We start from the raw sequence: 19,509 nt of genomic DNA on the forward strand, positions 1-19,509 counted from the left end.
TAATTGCCTTCAGGCTGAAACTCGGCTAAAATATGAAGTAAAAATTAAAATATGCAAAATTTTCCTCTTATTGATTGGTAAATTCTTGCAGACACGAAAGACATTTAGAACATTAATAGAGTAAAATAACCACTCGGCGCGACTAATTCCTATATTCAGTATTTCCTGCACTAATGTTCATAGATCCTAGTTCTTATATGCGTGCATTCAGCGCCCTGTGTTTTGTCAGTCTTCAAGTAGGAGTTTTTTTAACAACACCTATCCAACTTGTTATTGCCCAGCCTTTTCCATCTCAAGGACAATCACCAGGACAACCCCCCCCGCCTGTGCCGGGTACTGAGGTTGTACCTCCAGGTGCAAATGACGAAATTTCGCCCCAACTCAGCCGCTACCTCTTGGGACCAGGAGATACAATTAGTGTTGTGCTTCAGCGTCCTCCTGGTCCATATCGCTTAGGAATAGGAGATGGAATTAGCGTTTCGGTTCAGCGCTTTCCAGATTTGAGCTTTCAAGCTTTAATTAATCCAGAAGGTAACATTGTGGTGCCGCTACTGGGAAAAGTTTCCTTACAAGGTTTAACTTTGGAAGAAGCTCAAGAAAAAATTCGCTTGGGTTTAAATCGTTATGTGGTTGATCCAGTAATAGTTTTAGCCTTAGCAACGCAGCGTCAAGACTTAAGTTTTCAAGCTGTAATTAGTCCAGAAGGTAACATCGTAGTGCCGCAAGTGGGAACGGTATCATTACAAGGTTTAACCTTGGAAGAAGCTCAAGAAAAAATTCGCTTAGGTTTAAGTCGCATTGTACCAGATCCAATCGTAGTTGTATCCTTGGCAGGAACGCGACCAGTTCAAGTTACCATTAGCGGGGAAATATTTCGACCAGGAATTTATCCGATTAATTCATCAACACCCCGCGTTGCTGATGCCTTGTTAATATCTGGTGGTTCAACGTTAAATGCAGACCTGCGACAAATACAAGTCCGCCGCAAGTTAATCGATGGTTCTGTGATTTCACAAACTATTGACTTATATGCAGCACTGCAAAATGGTGGTTCAATTCCTGATTTACGCTTACAAGACGGAGATGCGATACTTATCCCCCGTCGTGAAGTTGGTAATGATGACGGTTATGACCGCAATTTGGTAGCACGTTCATCCTTGGCCACACCACAGATTAAAGTCCGGGTTTTAAACTACGCAGCAGGAGGTCTTTCTATTCAAGCACTGCCTAACGGCAGTACATTTGTAGATGCTTTGGGAGGAGTAAATCTCGACACTGCTAACCTCCGAAATATCGCTCTGGTTCGCTTTGATCCGGAACGAGGTAAAGCTGTTACCCAGAAACTTGATGCTAAAAAAGCTCTAGGAGGTGATGCGTCTCAAAATGTGGCGCTTCAAGATAATGATGTTATTGTTGTTGGTCGGAACCTCATCGGTAAAATTACTAATTTCCTGACTACCATTACCCAACCTTTCTTCAATGTTCAATCCTTTCTCCGGTTTTTTGACGACTTCGGTGGCAATCGATAAAATTAGTGACTCTAAAAGAAGGATACAATCTATAAATAGTTGGGAGTGGAGGAAGCCATATCTCCAACTTCTCTTTAAATTCCTTAATGGAAAAATATTAAAGATATCAACCGATATACACAGTAGGAAGTTGATAGCGTTTTTATATCAAAGCTACTATCTTTAGTTTGGTGCTTCCTAATTTTGAATTTTGTTAACGCAGCGTAAAGCCTGCGGCATGGCAACTCGAAGAAGAGGCTGCGCCAACGCTTAGAGCGAGTCTGCGAACGTCATTTTGAATTTTAAATTGGAGCGAAGCGACCATGACCCCACCAATTGTTAAGCGCTATCTTATTGCTTTTGATAAGTACAAGTGGATTGGACTAGCTAGTTTTGCTCTAATTGTAGCAGGGTCAACTGTGGTGGCTATGCAGCCAGAGCCACCTACTAGTTACATAGCATCTGCTGCACTTACCTATAGTGGTCCACCAGTTTCTTTCTCGGCAACTGGTACTCAAATCCAACAGCAAGGAAAAGAACTAAATGAGGAAGTTTTACTATCAAACCAGATAATTGCAGCAGTGGCAGAGAAAGTCGATGTCAAACCGAATAAGCTCGGTACTAGTGTCGTTCTTTCTATACCTAAAAAAAACCCCAAGACTGGAGAATTGGAATCTAGTATCTTGCAATTGAAATATGTAGATACTGACGCCAAACGAGCTATACAAGTCTTGGCGGAATTGATGCAAGCAATGATCAAGTTGAGCAGTGATATCAATACTGGGCGATTACAAGCAATTATTCAAAAGATTAACGATCGCACACCACAAACTAAACGGGAATTGCAAATTGCAGAAAAGAAGTTGGAACAGTATGATCGCATAGAGCGAACGGCAATATTGGCAGCAGAGAATGGCAGCTTGTTAAGCGCCATTACTGCTAGCCAAAATCTCCAACGGCAAATTCAATTAACTATTTCTGGGGTAGATGGTCAAGTTCGCAGTATACAAAATAAGTTAGGCTTAACAGTTGGACAAGCTTATATTTCTTCTGCTTTGAGTGCCGATCCAATTATTGGTAATTTACGATCGCAAATTTATCAAAGTGAATCGCAAATCGCTCTACTCAGAAAAGATTTGCGACCGGAACACCCAACGATGATTCAATTGCAGCGTCAGAAACAAGCTGCTGAGGAATTGCTGCAACAACGTGCCGCTGAGGTGTTAGGTGGTGATGGTACGGCGGCTCCACTTCAGGGTAGCGTTGCAGGTATTCGCACCCAAAGTAGCTTAGATCCAGCCCGGCAGCAATTGGCAAACCAGATGGTGGCGTTGCAAACGCAGGGGGAGACGCTTCAACAACAACTAGCCCAAGAAATTCAACAAGAAGCACTACTACGGCGAGAGTATTCTCTCATACCCAATAAGCAATTAGAGCGATCGCGTTTAGAACAAGAGGTTGGACTCAAAAAAGCCATCTATGACCAAATGCAGGCGAAGCTAACTGATGCTAAAACCGCAGAAGCAGAAACTACCAGCAGCCTTAGCATTGCCAGACGCCCCACAGTCGTTGTCGATGTCAAACCACCCAAGAGTGTACCTATTACCCTTGCTGTGGGTGGTTTCTTAGGTGTGTTGGTTGGTGGCGGGGTAATATTTTTACTGGGAGCGCTGGAAGGAACTTTCAAAACCAGGGAGGATATCCGCCAGAGCCTCAAGCAACGGGAAGTGGCACTGTTGGGAGAATTGCCTTTAATGCCAGTTGATGATTTGGAAAAAGAAGCAGTGCCTGTATTACTTTCTGCGGATTCTCCTTATTTAGAATTTTATGAGAAATTCCGCAGTAATCTGCGCCGGATTGGTGGTAAAGCCTTAAAGGTGGTGTTGATTACTAGCACCAGTAGCCTAGAGGGTAAAACGGCAAGTGCTTATAACTTGGGTATCGCTTCTGCCCGTGCTGGCAAAAGAACCTTGATTATCGAAACAGATTTGCGATCGCCTTCCCGTTGTACATCCCTAAAAGTAATTCCTGACCCCGACGCTAGTATTGAACCCCTGCGTTATTACGCTAACTTAAGTGAATGTATTCGTTTAGTTCCTGATGTTCAAAATTTATACATTCTTCCCAGCCCTGGCCCTGTGCGGCAATCCGCTGCTATTCTTGAATCCAGCGAAATGCGGCGGCTGATGGAAGATGTCCGCGAACGCTTTGACTTAGTTATTTTAGATACAAGTTCTCTCAGCATATCCAATGACCCTTTGTTAATTCAACCTTACAGCGATGGTATTGTACTTGTGGCGCGACCACACTATACACAAGAGAACATGCTAGGTGAAGCTATTGATCAATTGGTTGAATCGGAACTGGGGTTATTGGGAGCAATTATCAATGGTGCTGATATCATCGTTTCTGTACCTGAAGTCGTACAATCATCAAGATTTGCATCTGAGGTACAAGAATCAGAAGAAGTTTCAGCGGGTGCTAGGAAAAACTAATAATTTCCCAAATATTGCAAAGGTAGATGGCGAATTGGTAATTGTTTTTCCGGCGTTGCACAGTGAAAATTTTAATTTTGAATTGCTTAGTCGCGCCTAAACAACCCAAATAAAGGAGCAAGAATTATCCCAAAAACAAAACCACCAATGTGGGCCCAGTAGGCAACTCCACCAGTTTGCACAGTCATGTTAGCGGCTGTTTGCAGGGTAGCAAGACCGGATATCACATTTTGGACAATAAACAGTCCAATTATTACTATTGCTGGAACTCTGATTGTGGTGATGAAAATCCCCAAAAATATTAAGGTCATGACTTTAGCCTGGGGGAAGCGGATAATGTACGCACCCAAAACCCCAGAAATTGCACCACTTGCCCCCAAGGAAGGAATCTCAGAATTTATGCCAATGAACCATTGGCACAAGGCAGCTAAAGCACCACATGCCAAATAAAAAATCAGATATTTGGCATGACCTAATCGATCTTCAATATTGTTACCAAAAATCCAGAGAAACAACATATTAGAGATCAAGTGCCACCAACCGCCATGTAAGAATTGCGACGTAAATAACGTTATCCACTCTCCATTCAAATTGGTGGTTAACTCTTGAGGTATTACTGCATACTGACTTAAAAACTGATTCAATTGTGCATGTGATAGGCTCGCCTCGTGAATAAAAACTAAAATATTCATGCCAATTAACCCGTAGGTGAAATACGGGGTGATTCGCGTCGGATTTTCGTCGTAGAGGGGAAACACAGGTGTTTTTCCTAAATCATTAACTAACTGCAATATAGCTTGTAAGGCTAGCAGTTGCGAAGGTTAAGCAATTTCACCTACTAAATCAATCAGGATAATTGAGGGTTACTACGATACTATGAATAATTAGTTATACCAAGATTCTTCCTGGGATTTATCGTTAAATAAACCCAAGAGTGGGCCGAGAATTGCCCCAAAGATAAACCCGCCTGCATGGGCCCAGTAGGCAATACCGCCGCTTTCCATACCGATGTTGGTAGGTGTTTCGAGGCTAGCAAATCCATAGAAGGCTTGTTCGAGAAACCAGAATCCTAAAAAGAAATATGCCGGGACACGGAAAGTTGGGAAGAAAAACCCTAAAGGCACTATGCCGAGAACTTCGGCGTTGGGAAAGCGGAGAATGTACGCTCCCAGAATGCCTGCGATCGCACCACTAGCACCCAAAGAAGGAATGCTAGAATCTTGAGCGAAGAACCACTGGGTTAAGGATGCCAAAACACCGCAAGATAAATAAAACAGCAAATATTTGGCATGACCTAACTTATCTTCAACATTATTCCCAAAAATCCAGAGAAACAGCATATTGCCACCTAAGTGCAAGAAACCACCGTGCAAAAATTGTGAGGTAATCAAAGTTGCCCACTCTGGCACTGGTTGATGTAGAGAAGTACCAGCAAAGCTTAAACTGAGTTCTCGTGGAACTACAGCCGCAAGGTGTAAAAACCCATTTAATGCTTGCGGGGGAAGATTTGCTTCATAGAGAAAAGCGAGGACATTGGCAGCAATCAGTCCATAAGTTACATAAGGTGTGATTTTTGTGGGATTATTATCTCTGATTGGAACCACGGGCGTTTTTTCCTGATTTTAAGACACAAACTCTACAATACTGAATTCTGTAAGTAGTTTCTTCTACCTCATGGATGGATCTCACTTTCACAAAGGAAACTGCACTTCTTGAGTTAGAACAATAATGACAGCGCTATCAAGATTTGTTGGCAAAATTGCAAGCTAGCGGAATTGATCCAGAAAATCTGTGAAGCAGTAGTCATGTAATAAATTTCCCCGTAGAGAAGAAAGCGTATGACATGAAACAGTTTTTTAAAGTTAACGCTTCCGAAAATCAGCAACACCTAATATTTGGAAGATTGAAAAAGGGATTGACGTACTCTCCTGAAAGCTGAAAATATGCTAGTTAATCTTCCATATAGGTTTGGCAACTCATGTTTTTCTCAAATTCTCTGGAAAATCAACTCCAGCGCTGGAACGAAACCATCCACAATCAGCCGAAAAATCATAATGCTTACATTCGCCGAGGCATGGTTAACTTTCAGCTTGCCAAAATTGATGAATCTATTCAAGATTTTGACATGGCAGAGCAATTGGATGCCCGTGTTAAACCTTACCTCTGGCAACGTGGATTATCGTACTATTATGCAGAAAGATTTGCTGAGGGCGCTCAACAATTTGAAATAGATTTGATAGTGAATGCTCAAGATGTAGAAGAAACAGTATGGCGATATCTCTGCATAGCTCGTTCGTTAGGTGTTGAAGAAGCACGTAATTCTTTACTAACTGTAAAAAATGACCCTCGACGTGTTATGCAACGGGTATATGATTTGTATGCGGGAGATTGTACACCAGATGATGTTTTAACTATTGGTCAGTTAAAAGGGATAAAGGGAAATTTTTACAGTCATCTTTACTTGGGATTATATTATGAAGCTCAAAATAATCTTGATTTAGCTCAGGAATATATAGTTAAAGCTGCTGATAATTACAAAATTGATGACTATATGTGGAACCTGGCGCAGGTACACAAAAAATTGCGAAGCTGGATATAGTTGAGTATTAATGTCCTAGAGGATGCCTTTTTGAATTGAGGGTATTATTGATACAAATTACTCACAATTATAGAAAGCATTTGGAGTTGCCTTGCTGTTACTTGCTAAAACTCAGCCCCCAATTCTATATGTACGCACAATCTACGACCATCCTCGTTATGTTGATAGACTTTTTAGAGACTGGTATGACATTACGCAACTTTTTAAAGACGACTTAAAAGTTACAGTTAATTTTAACTATTGCAAATTTCTGGGACACATCGGTGTTGCGTTTCTAGGGGGAATGGTTCGCCTGCTTGAAGCTCATGGTGGTGATGTGACTTTCGACTGGAATACACTTACCGATAAAAAAATTCGTACTAACTTGGCTCAGAGTGGTTTTTTATGCGATTTTGGCTATAATTGGGAACCTTGGGATGGTAACTCTATCCCCTTTAGGAGCGATCGCCAGCATGACCCTATAGCTATAGCTGACTACCTGCGATACAAGTGGCTAGGCAAAGGTTGGGTCAATATCAGTCCTGGATTACAGGAAGCAATTACAGGAAAAGTTGTAGAAATCTATCTTAATGCCTTTGAGCATAGCCAGTCTGCTATAGGCGTGTTTAGCTGCGGTCAAAACTATCCCGAAGCAGGTACTCTCCAGTTAACGGTTATTGACTTTGGTATTGGTATCCCTAATAGAGTTCGCACTTTACCTGAAAACTCAGCCATGACTGCTACTGAGGCTCTAGAGTGGGCATTCCAGCCGGGAAATAGCACAAAGCAGAATGGTGTTCGACAGGGTGAAGGTTTACATTTACTACAAGAATTTGTCAAAAAAAATCATGGAAATTTGATGATTTTCAGTAATGACGGGTACGTCACTATAGGGGATAATGAAATTATATATGAAAACAAATGTACTAGTTTTTCGGGGACGCTAGTTAATATTGCCTTTCGATGTGATGAGTCCTACTACTGTCTAGCTTCTGAAGTTCCTCAACTCAGGAAGCAAATATTCTAGAGAGCGGGAGATGGAGAAATGGTATACAAAATTTACGATATTGTTGGAGAATACGCCATCACTGCTGATGGCGGACAGAAACTATATGACCAGATTCATCCACTTTTGCTAGCTGGCGAATCTGTAGAGTTGGATTTTACACGCGTGAAAGTTTTTGCGTCTCCATTCGTGAATTTCGCCTTTGGTCAATTGTTGAAGGACATTCCAGCAGACAAACTGAACCAACTAGTTGAATTCACTTCTCTCAACGCTGATGGGTATGATGTTCTAGAACATGTAATGGCTAATGCCAAACGATATTACTCTGATGAAAAATATCGTACTGCTGTGGATACAGTGATCACAAATATAGCTGTAACTCCTTGAGGTATGGCGATTAACCTCAACATCCAAGCTGATGTCATCAACATCAGAACTGATACTTCACAACAAGGTGATATTTTCTTCGTAGATACAAACGTCTGGTTTTGGTACGCTTATGTAAATGCTGGGTTTAGCGCTAAATCTTACCAACTCAACAATTATCCCAACTATCTTAACCAAGCACTTTCAAACGGAGCTACTCTAACCTACTCTGGGCTTACTTTAGCAGAGCTTGCTCATATCATTGAGAAAACCGAATATGAGATTTATATCCAATCTTATAACTGGCTACCAATCAAAGAATATCGGCATAATTGCCCAAGAGAACGGGCAAATATTGTTGCTGAAGTTCAGTTCACTTGGCGTCGGGTTAAGGCGATCGCTATTCCTATTGATCTAACAGTAGATGATGCAACAACTGATGCAGCCATCAACCGATTCAAAACTCAAGCTGTTGATGGCTATGACCTACTGCTCCTAGAAGCGATTAGTAGAGCAGGAGCAGGACAAATTAAAATTATCACAGATGACATTGATTATAGTGTTGTTCCCGGTATTCAGGTCTTTACAAGCAACAACTATGTCATTCAAGAAGCTGCTTCACAAAATAAGTTAGTAGTGCGCTAATTAGGTTTAGCGTCCCAGAATTTTATCCCGCAAATGCTGAATGCGATCGCTGACTGGTATTGACTATCTATCATGAGTGGGTGATCGCTAACGACAAGCCGCTGCGAGTCTACGCATCCTCATCGTTCATCTATTCAATTTTCCGTGGCTTCGGTTTCAAACTGCACTTGTCTGTACAAATCAGCGTAGGCGTAGCCCGTCGTAGACATCGCTATTTCCACATTCACCGATTCTAGTCGCAATATCTCGCCCGAATTATACTCAGACAGTACCCATTTTCCCTGTTCGTTGCGCCGAAACACTTCCACACCGGGTTGAGCTAATTGTACTAAGACATATTCTTGCAAGGTTGGAGATTGGCGATATTTGGCAAACTTTTTCCCCCTATCGGCTGCTTCGGTTGAAGGTGATAGCACTTCGATAATTAAACAGGGAAATTGTACCAATTGTGGATCGATATCTCGCTCGTCGCAAGTCACCACCACATCTGGATAAAAATACTTTTGCCCTGGTTCAACCTGCACCTTCACATCTACAATGTATACTTCACAGGTGCGATCGGCTAGGGCATCATCTAAGAGCTTCGAGAAATTAAGAGAAACCCGATTATGGTTGCGTTTACCACCGCTCATCGCCACAACTTCGCCATCCCAATACTCGTAGCGTTCCTCTTGCGTGGGTTCCCAAACCAGATATTCCTCTGCACTCATCAAAATGTGAGTGGGTAAAGCAACCATTGGCGCGATCTCTTAATGATTAACTTTTCTAGGATAGCGAAAAAAGGCATTCTCTTTATTGCTATCCTAACTTAGCACTAACGTCCCAGCATTTTATCCCGCAGGTGTTTAATGCGATCGCGCAATTTTGCCGCTTCTTCAAATTCCAGTTTTTTCGCCGCTTCTTTCATCTGTGTTTCTAACAGAGTAATCAACCCTGGAATCTGTTCTAATGGCAGTTCATCTATATGTTCATCTACAACTTTCAAGTCAGTTGCATTTAACCGCCGAGATACATCTAAAAAAGCCAAAATCGCATTACTTGATTTTTTCACAATTGGTTGTGGTGTAATCCCATGCAGTCGATTATGTGCTGTTTGAATACCACGCCGCCTGTCTGTTTCATCAATAGCTTTAATCATGCTACCTGTCAGGTTATCGGCATATAAAATCGCTTGTCCCTGGACGTGACGCGCGGCTCTACCAATAGTTTGAATTAAGGAACGCTCGGTTCGTAAAAAACCTTCTTTATCTGCATCCATAATTGCTACTAAGGAAACTTCGGGTAAATCCAAGCCTTCCCGCAGCAAGTTTACGCCAACTAATACATCAAATTTCCCCTCGCGCAAGTTCTGCAAAATTTCAATGCGCTCAATAGAAGTAATCTCAGAATGTAAATACCGTACCCGAATACTGTGGTCTTGCAAATACTCGGTTAAATCTTCCGCCATCCGTTTGGTTAATGTGGTAATTAACACTCGTTCATGGCGATCGGCTCTATCTTTAATTTCTCCCAACAAATCATCAATTTGTCCTTCTGTGGGACGCACAGAAATTTCTGGATCAACTACCCCAGTTGGTCGAATTACTTGCTCAACTACATGATCTTCAGAAACTTCTAATTCCCAATTTCCGGGAGTTGCTGAAACAAAAATACACTGATTCACCTTTTGCCAAAATTCTTCGGCTTTTAAAGGACGGTTATCAGCAGCACTAGGAAGACGAAATCCATGTTCAATTAAAACTTTTTTTCTAGCTTGGTCACCGTTATACATGCCGCGAATTTGTGGCACAGTAACGTGAGATTCATCGATAACTAGTAGCCAATCTTTGGGAAAATAATCAATTAAACATTCTGGTGCTTCTCCAGCTTGTCTTCCTGCTAAGTGACGGGAATAGTTTTCGACGCCGTTGCAGTAACCTACTTCACGCAGCATTTCTAGGTCATAGCGTGTACGTTGATCTATGCGTTGCGCTTCTAATAATTTCCCAGCTTGTTCTAAGTCTAATTTTTGTTGTTTTAACTCGGCTGCGATGTCATTACAAGCTACTTCTAACCGTTCTTCTGGGGTGACAAAGTGACGTGCGGGGTAGACATTCACCGCTTCTAAACTCTTGATAATTTCACCTGTTACCGGATCAATATAGCGAATCGCGTCAATTTCATCACCAAAAAATTCGACACGAATAATTCGGTCTTCGTATGCTGGGCCAATTTCTAAGACATCACCTCGGACGCGAAATTTTCCTCGCCCCATTTCTATGTCGTTGCGGCTATATTGAACATTTGCCAAATCCCGTAAAATTTGGCGTTGATTGACTTCCATACCTATCTGAAGGGGGATGGCAGCTTTCAGATATTCTGCTGGCATTCCCAAACCATAGATGCAACTGATGGAAGCAACGACGATGACATCACGACGTTCAAAAAGCGATCGCGTCGCTGAATGCCGTAACATATCAATTTCATCATTAATCGCCGCTGTTTTTTCAATATAAGTATCGGTAACAGGAATATACGCTTCTGGCTGATAGTAATCGTAGTAGCTGACGAAATACTCGACTGCATTGTTGGGAAAGAAATCTCGCAACTCGTTACAAAGTTGTGCAGCAAGAGTTTTATTATGCGCCAGAACTAAGGTAGGCTTGCCAATTTTCTCAATCACTGCTGCTACCGAAAATGTCTTGCCAGTTCCAGTGGCTCCTAGTAAAGTTTGGTAATGATTACCAGATTGGATACTAGCGGTCAGTTGGGCGATCGCTTGTGGTTGATCGCCTGTGGGACTAAAGGGAGCTTGAAGACAAAATTCTGTCATACAGTTTTGCTGAAAATACCCGATCTGATGGTGAGGATTTCGCCCTGTATCCATTGTAGCTGGCTTATTAAACCAAATAAATAGTAATATTATTTTACAAAAATTAATACTTTAAATTTACTTATGTATCAGTTTGAAAAAAACTTATATTTATATGAGGTTTTTTAAGGTTAAACTCTAAGGTATATGGGAAAAAATTTCATCTTTCCTTAATTATTGTAAAATTCAATTAACAAACTAGAGGTGTTCGTTTATGGCTATTAGCAACACTGGCAAAGCAACCAGTTCTCGGCAAAAGTCTGCCAAGTCTCCAGAGGAAATTATAGAGGAAATTGAAAATCAACAAGACAAGAGCTTGAATGCAGATAAAGTCGAGGAAGTCAATGAACTGCCGGCAGGAGCTTCTGGAACACTCGCCATTTCTGGAATTCGTCCCATAGGCGCTAGCGACTTAGAGGTTGCTGAACACCTCTCAATTGCTGGGGTACGTCCTGTTAGCACCAGTCACTTGGAAGTCGTTGAAACCTATAATGCAATGGGTATTCGTCCAATTGGTGCTAATACACTCCAAGTGGTTGAAAGTATTAATCTCTCTGGGATTCGTCCAATTGGCTCAAGTTTATTGGTAATTGATGAAAGCTATTCAACATTCGGGAACCGTCCGATAGCATCAAATGAGATTGACAATCCTGAAAGCCTGATGGGTTTTCTAGATTAGACAAAAAAATATCTCCATAACTTTATTAACCCAGCTTCTGTACTGAACTGGGTTTTTTTAGTTAAACAGTCAAAAGCAGAGATGACAATATTTGCACTTTCTCTATGTCTTTTAGCATAGGTAACTAAACTGTTATTGCTTTATTTTGTATTCAATAAACAGCCATAACGCTTACTACAACTAACTTTCTGAATTATGATTTCTCAAATATACCTTGAGGTGGAAGGCTTTAGCAAAAAATTTAATCTATAATGTAAAAGTAATAACAAAAAGATTTCAAAGTCAGTTTATAGCTTTGAAATAATTTTTTAATTAAATCAGGAGTAAAAAATGAGCATCGAAGATCGCGCAAAAGCAGCTGCTAAAAATGTTGAAGGTAAAGCCCAAGAAGCATTAGGAAATGTCACTGGAGATCCAGAAGATCAAGCAAAAGGTAAAGCAAAACAAGCTGAAAGCGAAGTCCGTCACGGGATTGAAGACGTAAAAGATGGCGTCAAGAAAAATATTGACTAATAATTCAGAATCTTTTTGCAGAAACTCTAGGGATATCAATGGGATGGATTCCCTTTTTGCAAAAGAGGATGGAGTTTTCAAAATTCAATGCCATACATCTTTCTTCTACTTTTAGCAAGCGTTGAAAGATAAAGGGTTCGCTTGATTGGTATAACTTTTGTAGAGACGTAATTTATTACGTCTCTACATTAAAAAATGAATTTATCAATATAGGGGAATAACCTCTATAAATTCTAACTAGATAATAAGAGCAAGCAATTAGTTTAAATATACAACTTATTCTATCTATTGTTTAAAGTTTTTTTAATAAGGTAAAAAAATGATTCTTCTTCAGTAAAGTCGCCAAATATTGGCGACTTTCGTCTTAATTGGAGTATTGATGATAACTACCGCCTATGGTGGTGGTACGGTGTCACAAATTGACTGCCTAACTACCCCCTCAGCAATTGGCCGAGATGTAACTTATGCAGAGTTAGAGCGAGGCAATACCCCAGGAGGACAAACCTTTGGTAACTGGGTTGTGCAAACATCTCAAGGATTAGTTCAGGACGCTTATGTTCGTGATAACAATAAACTAGGTGTTGTTTCCCCTAAAGTTCGTCCTAACGAAGTGCGACCATTAGCAAAATCGCTAGCTCAAGGTTTTCATGAGAACTTCCCCAATCAGGACTTAAAGGTTTTGATTTATGCGTCTGATAAGAAATTGATTTTGACTACTGAATATTACACTCAGACTAATCAAGTTAAATATAGCTAATTGCTGTATTTGCAATGAAAACTTGATGAGAGCTTGATGAATCGGGATTTGAAATTATGGTTAGAAAACGTCCAGGGCGAAAAGGAAACAAAACAAACGTAGCTGCGGCAACTTTGCTCAATCTCAAAATCACTCCAAATCTCAAAAAAATGTAGTAATATACCACAGGCATTAACTATCTTCAGCTACATCTGATTGTTAGCGCTCTTAAATTCACAATCCATGAGAATATACCGTGAGCCTAACTATTTATTTCCTCCGTCATGGACAGACAGAATGCAGTCGCAATAATTCCTTTTGCGGTTCCATAGACTCACAACTTACTCCAGAAGGCTTGGAGATGGCAAAGGCTTTTGCAGAGGCATATAGTTCTATGGATTGGACAGCAATATTTTGTAGTCCAATGCAGCGAACTGTATTGACAGCAAAACCCTTATCTGAAGCAATAGGGATGGAACCACAACTTAGAGATGGTTTGAAGGAAATTAATTATGGCTTGTGGGAAGGAAAAACGCCAGAAGTAATTAGCCGTGAATATCACGATGATTATATTCGCTGGTCAGCCGATCCAGCTTGGTATGCGCCAAATGGTGGAGAAATGGCAGTTACAATTGCTTCTCGCGCCATACAGGTAATTGAAGAAATCAAGAGTCTTTACAGCAGTGGGAATGTGTTAGTGGTTTCCCACAAGGCAACTATCAGAATTATTCTGTGTAGTTTATTGGGGATTAATGTCGGACGCTTCCGCTTTCGTTTGGGATGCCCTGTTGCCTCGGTCAGTATTGTAGAATTTACTTCACATGGGCCGCTATTGAAGGCTTTGGCAGACCGGACTCATTTGGATAAGCGGTTGCGAAATTTACCGGGGACATGAGGGGAGTTGGGAGAGACGCGATTAATCGTGTCTGTACAGGAGTTAGGAAAGATGCGATTAATCGCGTCTGTACAGGAGGTTAGGAGAGACGCGATTAATCGCGTCTGTACAGGAGTTAGGAATTATTATTTTTACGTTGCTCTTTCTCGCTATCTGGCTCAGTATATTTGCAAAGAACATTTATCCTAATTTTTAAAATATATAATATGACAATTGTGGCGATGTCTACGACGGGCTACGCCTACGCACCATCAATCGGTATTCCATGTGCAGCAGCAACAATCACCAGTGAACCAATAACACTATTAAACAAAGAAGCACTACCAGGGTTTTTGGTATATTCCGTGATTTTGCCCTTTCAACCATCATCACCGCAAATTTCAGTGCGGATTTCATCGATAAGTTAGCTGTAATAGCGATTTACTCTTGCCATAATCTGTTTTGCCGAACTTCTCTTGCCAAAGTGCATCAAAACTCGCTTCCAAATCACCGTTGTATTGTTGCAGAGTAGTCAGCACTGGTTGCGTTGCAGTATCGCCTTGAAGAAGTTGCTGAATTTATTGAATTTCGACAGAGGTTAATTGGGGATTCATGCTATTTACCAGAATCGATATCTCCTAAAAAATTACCTTTGAATCAACGATCGCAGTTATAAGTGAATGTCTTGTCGTCACCAACATTACAAGATTAAGCCTTAAGGTTACGAGATTAAGGCTTAACGTTACGACATTAAGCCTTAAGGTTACGAGATTAATCACCAGGATCATAAAATTAAGGCTTAACGTTACGACATTAAGCCTTAACATTACAACTTTTTGACAAAAGCTTATGCGATCGCTCTTTAGGGTACTGCGCTCGGTGCGATCACTACCAATGCTTAAACAAAACTTATTTGAAGGGCTGCGAGATCCTCAACTTCTTGAACAAATCAGGGATCTGAATCAACTTAGTACAGATCGGCAAAAATAAACCTACCTTTTAAAACAGCCAGAAAGCCTAAAATTAAAGCATTTTGAATGCGTGAATGCGTGACTTCCGCCTTGCGGTACTAGCCCATCCCGCACTAAACTCTCATCAACTATGTCAAACCCTTATTGCTAGGTTAATTGAAGACATATTATAGTCCGCCGTCAAAAGCCTTCTATAGACTGAGTTGTAAATTTCCGGCTGAGTCTTTAGATATATATTTTATATATCTAAAGATAGATTGTATTAAGTACTGAACTAGTGGTAATTATACTTAGAGAAAGTAATCAAATTTTCTTTCCTTGTAAGGTGCATAGGTCATTTCCAGATTATGGAAATGTCTATCAGCCTGTTAGATGATCTACAAGTACAGCACGGCGTAAATCCAGATACTACCTCAATATAACAAGCCTTGGGGCAAAATCCTCTTGCTAAAGGTAAGCAAACTGACGCCGACCTGTACTAGTTGAACGCAGAAAAATTCATATTTCTGCGATGTCTGCGGTGGTCACTGAGCTTCTTGTACTGAGCTTGTCCTGAGTGTAGCCGTTGGCGAAGCCTCTCGTAGAGAAGGGCGTAGTCGAAGTATGTCGGGCGTTGCATAAATGCAGGATGAATCGGTGCTTGAAAGCATTGATAATTCGTTCCAAATTGGGCGAAATCATCAGATGATTCAGCAACGCCGTATGTCGTACCACTTCTCCTTCGGAGACGCTAGCGCGAACGTGGAAGAAAGCTACGCGCAGCGTCTGTCTGCGACACGCTGCGCGAACGTAGAGAAGTGCGGGCTAGACCTACGCATCTATTGTTGGATGGGTTTAATGCCCTGAAATTCTGATTATTTTGTTGGAACAACATTACTTTAACTGACTTCTCCAAAAGCTATTCAATGATTGAATAGCTCTTGGAGAAAGGATTCTGGAAATTTGTTTGAGAAACTGGTCATTTGAATCAGCTTTCGCTACCGTACTAACCTAATTAAGAGGATTTTGCTCATGCCTAGACTAAACGTTCCACCCAATTTCATCGGCACCGGGGGTGCGGATACTTTAATCGGAGAACAGTTAAATGCATCACCGGCAATTGGTATTGATATTTTAACTGGAGGCTCCATTCGTACACTTTCAGGAATAGACACGATCACTGGCATCGCTACTGGCAATAACGGCTTTGAAGGCAGCGACGGTGCTTCTGGGACAGGCATCGCTAACAGTGGCAGTATTGATGCAGGAGATGGAAACGACGCGATCGCTGGCACAGGCAACGGCGGCAGTGGCAGTGGCGGTCCCAATGACAGCGGCAATGGTGCTTTTGGGACAGGCATCGCTAACAGTGGCGGTATTAATGCAGGTTCGGGAAACGACACGATCACCGGCACCGCTACTGGCGGCAGTGGTGGTTCGGGTTTCTACGCCGGCAATGCTGGTAATGCAATCGGCATCACTAACAGTGGCAGTATTAATGCAGGAGATGGAAACGACGCGATCGCCGGCACCGCTACTGGCGGCACAGGTGGTGGGGGTTTCGTGGGTGGCAGCGGCGGTACTGGGACAGGCATCGCTAACAGTAGCAGTATTAATACAGGAGATGGAAACGACACGATCACTGGCATAGGCAGGGGCAGCGACGGCGGCAGAGACGGGGGCGGTGGCGGTACTGGAACTGGTATCACTAACAGTAAGCAACTGGATACTGGAGACGGAGATGACACGATCACTGGCACAGGTACTGGCGGCAGCGGCGTCGTCGGCGACAGCGGCGGCAGCGGCGCTACTGGAATCGGCATCGCTAACAGTGGCAGTATTAATACAGGCTCAGGAAAAGACACGATCACTGGCACAGGTACTGGCGGCAACGGCGCCAGTGGGTTTTACAGCAACGGCGGTGGCGGTACTGGAACTGGTATCACTAACAGTAAGAAACTGGATACCGGAGACGGAGAAGACACGATCACTGGCACTGGTACTGGCGGCATCGGCTATCGCGGTACTACTGCTGGAATCGGCATCCAAAACACTAAAGACGCCACCATTACTACAGGGTGGGGCAACGACACGATTATTGGTTATGGGAACAGTTCTGAAAAAAACGCCACCAGCTATGGCATCTTCAACGATGGAGTCATTGATACGGGCGAGGGTTCTGACAAACTTACCGGACAGGCATCTTCAACAATTGGTGCTACTGCCTATGGCATTTATGGACAAGGAATCATCAAGACTGGCGATGGGAATGACTCTCTTATCGCCACCAGTATCCTAGATGGAGTTCAACAAAAAGTCTCTATCGGTGGCGGGATCAAGATTGATCTGGGCACTGGGAATGACTATTTCAAAGGATTTGGGGAAGCGAGTGTTGATGGTGGTAAAGGTTTTGATACCTTGGATTTGGGCGCTTTCAAACGCTCCCAAGTGATTGTATCTGGTGTTATTTCTGGTAATACCCTTGAAAGTGCCAACATTAGTTTCAATAACAATGGAAACACCATTAGTTTCTCTACGACTGGTTTTGAGAAATTTATCTTTGCAGATAGCTCTTTTTGCTACAGCACTTTGGCAAACGGGGCATGAGTTTGTTAATTCCTCTATCTCCTGTTTTAACCCATGAGTGTTTAATTGAGTTGATCCGAACTTTCTGAGGTTCTGCCTCAGCTTGTCGCTCTTTATGTCTCAATTTCTCTTGTTTGACTAACAATAGAAATTGAGCATAGCTAATTTCCAATATTTGTTTAGTACAGTGGGGATATTTGTAAATATAGGGTGGATTACACCTTCGTCGTAACCCACCATTACTATCAAAGACTGTCCGCATAGATAATTTGGTGCATTAGCCTAGCCTTCTCTTGAGGGAGAGATTACGTGTAGCTTGCTTACAGCATTTTTCAAGTAAATAAACCACGGGGTAGGGGCACGGCAATGCCGTGCCCCTACAAAAATCTGTGGTTCAATTGCCTGAAAATAGCTGTAAGAACAGGGGTGCGGGAACGCTAAAAGCGAACGGCATAACACACCCTACAAAGATACTTGGTATGATTTGGGTTTACGTGGCTTTTAATTCGGTACAGATACAGCCATAATTTACTCAAATTATCACTGAATTCTCTTATGCTGCCAGTTATTGAAAGTATTGCTTTACGTCAAATGGCTTCGGGCGATCGCCTATCCTTACAACTATACAAATTCATCGGCGCTCAACCTGGTAAGAAGGTTTACATTCAATCTAACCTGCACGGTGCAGAAATTGCTGGTAATGCCGTTATTCACCAGCTAATTGAGTTTTTATCAACAATAAATGATACAGATTTAACTGGAGAAATTTGGCTAGTTCCCGTTTGTAATCCAATGGGGACGAATGAACGCGCTCATCATTTTTCCCCTGGACGATATTGCATTTACGAAGCCAAAGACTGGAATCGCATATTTTGGGACTACGAGAAAGAAGCTGATAATTTAGTAGCTTTTACTAAATCTCAACTTCATATCGATCTAGAGGTCATTCGACAGAATTATCTAACTATAATTAAGCAAAAATTTGCGAAAAAATTAGAAAAAATTAATTCTCCTAGTGCATTACCATACACTGAGCTTTTTGGCTATAAACTACAAGATTTGAGTTTAGATGCAGACTACTTAATTGACTTACATAGTTCTACAAATCAAGCGTTAGACTACATTTATTACTTCCGAAATCGAGAAGACAGTGCAAAATACTTCCTGCTTGATTTCGGAATTTTACTTGATAAATACGATGGTGATGCTTTTGATGAAGCTTTTATCAAACCTTGGTTAGCACTGGAAGCTTCTTTTAAACAGTTGGGTAGAGAAATCAAGTTTGATGTGGAAGCTTGGACACTGGAATTAGGAACAGGAATGCAAATGAACCCTGATTCAGTCGCCAAAGGTGTACGGGGTGTAAAAAACTATTTAGCACAAAAAGGTGTACTGCAAATTCCTGATTTATTGGATGATACAAAAACCCATGAAATGACTTTTGTATCTAGTAGCAACAGGAAAAAATATTATGCGATCGCAGGTGGCATGATTCAATCCAGAATAAAATTAGGTAGTTCAGTAAAAGCTGGAGAAAAACTGTATCAAATTCTCAGTTTTAATAAAGATGGTAAGTTACCCAGTGTAATTGATGTCTGCGCTCAACAAGATGGATTGGTTTATGATGTCGCAACCAATCAAGCTGTGAATGAAGGCGAATTTGTATTAGGAATTGTTAGTTAAGAGGTAGAGACGCGATTAATCGCGTCTGTACAGGAGTTG

At 41.7% G+C, this 19,509-nt stretch carries 18 protein-coding genes; 13 read left to right on the plus strand and 5 right to left on the minus strand.

The window, feature by feature from the left end; translation table 11 throughout:
* Positions 1-173: 173 nt before the first annotated feature.
* A complete protein-coding gene (locus V7K46_RS17235; RefSeq protein ID WP_335115158.1) occupies positions 174-1,529 on the plus strand; it encodes a polysaccharide biosynthesis/export family protein in 1,356 nt (451 codons plus the stop codon).
* Positions 1,530-1,831: 302 nt separating this feature from the next.
* Positions 1,832-4,003, plus strand: coding sequence for a GumC family protein (locus V7K46_RS17240; RefSeq protein WP_335115159.1), 2,172 nt, complete (start codon positions 1,832-1,834; stop codon positions 4,001-4,003).
* Between the two features lie 86 nt (positions 4,004-4,089).
* Here V7K46_RS17240 and V7K46_RS17245 read toward each other — a convergent pair whose 3' ends face one another.
* Together V7K46_RS17245 and V7K46_RS17250 are read right to left on the minus strand one after the other, a co-directional pair.
* Positions 4,090-4,761 carry a rhomboid family intramembrane serine protease gene (locus V7K46_RS17245; protein WP_335115230.1) on the minus strand — a complete coding sequence of 224 codons (672 nt, stop codon included), beginning with the start codon at positions 4,759-4,761 and terminating at the stop codon, positions 4,090-4,092.
* A 126-nt stretch (positions 4,762-4,887) separates the two neighbouring features.
* Positions 4,888-5,607, minus strand: coding sequence for a rhomboid family intramembrane serine protease (locus V7K46_RS17250; RefSeq protein ID WP_335115160.1), 720 nt, complete (start codon positions 5,605-5,607; stop codon positions 4,888-4,890).
* Positions 5,608-5,981: 374 nt separating this feature from the next.
* Between V7K46_RS17250 and V7K46_RS17255 the strand changes: the two genes are divergently transcribed.
* From V7K46_RS17255 to V7K46_RS17270, 4 genes are all read left to right on the plus strand, one after another.
* Positions 5,982-6,602, plus strand: a complete 621-nt coding sequence (locus tag V7K46_RS17255) for a tetratricopeptide repeat protein (protein ID WP_335115162.1) — start codon at positions 5,982-5,984, stop codon at positions 6,600-6,602.
* Between the two features lie 91 nt (positions 6,603-6,693).
* Positions 6,694-7,608 (plus strand): hypothetical protein, encoded by a 915-nt coding sequence (locus V7K46_RS17260; RefSeq protein ID WP_335115164.1) that lies wholly within the window; start codon positions 6,694-6,696, stop codon positions 7,606-7,608.
* A gap of 18 nt (positions 7,609-7,626) precedes the next feature.
* Positions 7,627-7,974, plus strand: a complete 348-nt coding sequence (locus V7K46_RS17265; RefSeq protein ID WP_335115166.1) for an STAS-like domain-containing protein — start codon at positions 7,627-7,629, stop codon at positions 7,972-7,974.
* A 3-nt stretch (positions 7,975-7,977) separates the two neighbouring features.
* A complete protein-coding gene (locus tag V7K46_RS17270; RefSeq protein ID WP_335115168.1) occupies positions 7,978-8,598 on the plus strand; it encodes a hypothetical protein in 621 nt (206 codons plus the stop codon).
* Positions 8,599-8,732: 134 nt separating this feature from the next.
* Here V7K46_RS17270 and V7K46_RS17275 read toward each other — a convergent pair whose 3' ends face one another.
* Both V7K46_RS17275 and uvrB read right to left on the minus strand, forming a co-directional pair.
* A complete protein-coding gene (locus V7K46_RS17275; protein ID WP_335115170.1) occupies positions 8,733-9,335 on the minus strand; it encodes a Uma2 family endonuclease in 603 nt (200 codons plus the stop codon).
* Positions 9,336-9,412: 77 nt separating this feature from the next.
* Entirely contained in the window at positions 9,413-11,410 is a 1,998-nt protein-coding gene (gene uvrB, locus V7K46_RS17280) for an excinuclease ABC subunit UvrB (protein ID WP_335115172.1), read from the minus strand.
* Positions 11,411-11,663: 253 nt separating this feature from the next.
* Between uvrB and V7K46_RS17285 the strand changes: the two genes are divergently transcribed.
* From V7K46_RS17285 to V7K46_RS17305, 5 genes are all read left to right on the plus strand, one after another.
* A complete protein-coding gene (locus V7K46_RS17285) occupies positions 11,664-12,128 on the plus strand; it encodes a hypothetical protein (protein WP_335115174.1) in 465 nt (154 codons plus the stop codon).
* A 330-nt stretch (positions 12,129-12,458) separates the two neighbouring features.
* Positions 12,459-12,641, plus strand: coding sequence for a CsbD family protein (locus V7K46_RS17290; RefSeq protein ID WP_335115176.1), 183 nt, complete (start codon positions 12,459-12,461; stop codon positions 12,639-12,641).
* Positions 12,642-13,020: 379 nt separating this feature from the next.
* The gene (locus V7K46_RS17295; protein WP_335115178.1) at positions 13,021-13,398 is read left to right on the plus strand and encodes a hypothetical protein; all 378 of its coding nucleotides are present in this window, start codon (positions 13,021-13,023) and stop codon (positions 13,396-13,398) included.
* Positions 13,399-13,633: 235 nt separating this feature from the next.
* Entirely contained in the window at positions 13,634-14,272 is a 639-nt protein-coding gene (locus V7K46_RS17300; protein ID WP_335115180.1) for a histidine phosphatase family protein, read from the plus strand.
* Positions 14,273-14,493: 221 nt separating this feature from the next.
* Positions 14,494-14,679, plus strand: a complete 186-nt coding sequence (locus tag V7K46_RS17305; protein ID WP_335115182.1) for a hypothetical protein — start codon at positions 14,494-14,496, stop codon at positions 14,677-14,679.
* On the opposite strand, the gene V7K46_RS17310 is transcribed toward V7K46_RS17305, so the two are convergent.
* On the minus strand, positions 14,665-14,790 hold the full coding sequence (locus V7K46_RS17310; RefSeq protein ID WP_335115184.1) for a hypothetical protein: 126 nt from the start codon (positions 14,788-14,790) through the stop codon (positions 14,665-14,667). The genes V7K46_RS17305 and V7K46_RS17310 overlap by 15 nt on opposite strands.
* Positions 14,791-16,233: 1,443 nt before the next feature.
* Between V7K46_RS17310 and V7K46_RS17315 the strand changes: the two genes are divergently transcribed.
* On the plus strand, positions 16,234-17,808 hold the full coding sequence (locus V7K46_RS17315; protein ID WP_335115186.1) for a hypothetical protein: 1,575 nt from the start codon (positions 16,234-16,236) through the stop codon (positions 17,806-17,808).
* A gap of 534 nt (positions 17,809-18,342) precedes the next feature.
* Positions 18,343-19,470, plus strand: coding sequence for a succinylglutamate desuccinylase/aspartoacylase family protein (locus V7K46_RS17320; protein ID WP_335115188.1), 1,128 nt, complete (start codon positions 18,343-18,345; stop codon positions 19,468-19,470).
* Positions 19,471-19,509: the final 39 nt, after the last annotated feature.

This window comes from Nostoc sp. (genome assembly GCF_036917395.1).
Lineage (GTDB): Bacteria > Cyanobacteriota > Cyanobacteriia > Cyanobacteriales > Nostocaceae > Nostoc.

Excerpts from the sequence above, each read along its gene's own strand:
- V7K46_RS17235 (WP_335115158.1), top strand. The coding sequence starts at position 174 with ATGTTCATAGATCCTAGTTCTTATATGCGTGCATTCAGCGCCCTGTGT.
- V7K46_RS17240 (WP_335115159.1), top strand. The coding sequence starts at position 1,832 with ATGACCCCACCAATTGTTAAGCGCTATCTTATTGCTTTTGATAAGTAC.
- V7K46_RS17255 (WP_335115162.1), top strand. The coding sequence starts at position 5,982 with ATGTTTTTCTCAAATTCTCTGGAAAATCAACTCCAGCGCTGGAACGAA.
- V7K46_RS17265 (WP_335115166.1), top strand. The coding sequence starts at position 7,627 with ATGGTATACAAAATTTACGATATTGTTGGAGAATACGCCATCACTGCT.
- V7K46_RS17270 (WP_335115168.1), top strand. The coding sequence starts at position 7,978 with ATGGCGATTAACCTCAACATCCAAGCTGATGTCATCAACATCAGAACT.
- V7K46_RS17275 (WP_335115170.1), bottom strand. The coding sequence starts at position 9,335 with ATGGTTGCTTTACCCACTCACATTTTGATGAGTGCAGAGGAATATCTG.
- uvrB (WP_335115172.1), bottom strand. The coding sequence starts at position 11,410 with ATGACAGAATTTTGTCTTCAAGCTCCCTTTAGTCCCACAGGCGATCAA.
- V7K46_RS17285 (WP_335115174.1), top strand. The coding sequence starts at position 11,664 with ATGGCTATTAGCAACACTGGCAAAGCAACCAGTTCTCGGCAAAAGTCT.
- V7K46_RS17290 (WP_335115176.1), top strand. The coding sequence starts at position 12,459 with ATGAGCATCGAAGATCGCGCAAAAGCAGCTGCTAAAAATGTTGAAGGT.
- V7K46_RS17295 (WP_335115178.1), top strand. The coding sequence starts at position 13,021 with ATGATAACTACCGCCTATGGTGGTGGTACGGTGTCACAAATTGACTGC.
- V7K46_RS17305 (WP_335115182.1), top strand. The coding sequence starts at position 14,494 with ATGTCTACGACGGGCTACGCCTACGCACCATCAATCGGTATTCCATGT.
- V7K46_RS17315 (WP_335115186.1), top strand. The coding sequence starts at position 16,234 with ATGCCTAGACTAAACGTTCCACCCAATTTCATCGGCACCGGGGGTGCG.
- V7K46_RS17320 (WP_335115188.1), top strand. The coding sequence starts at position 18,343 with ATGCTGCCAGTTATTGAAAGTATTGCTTTACGTCAAATGGCTTCGGGC.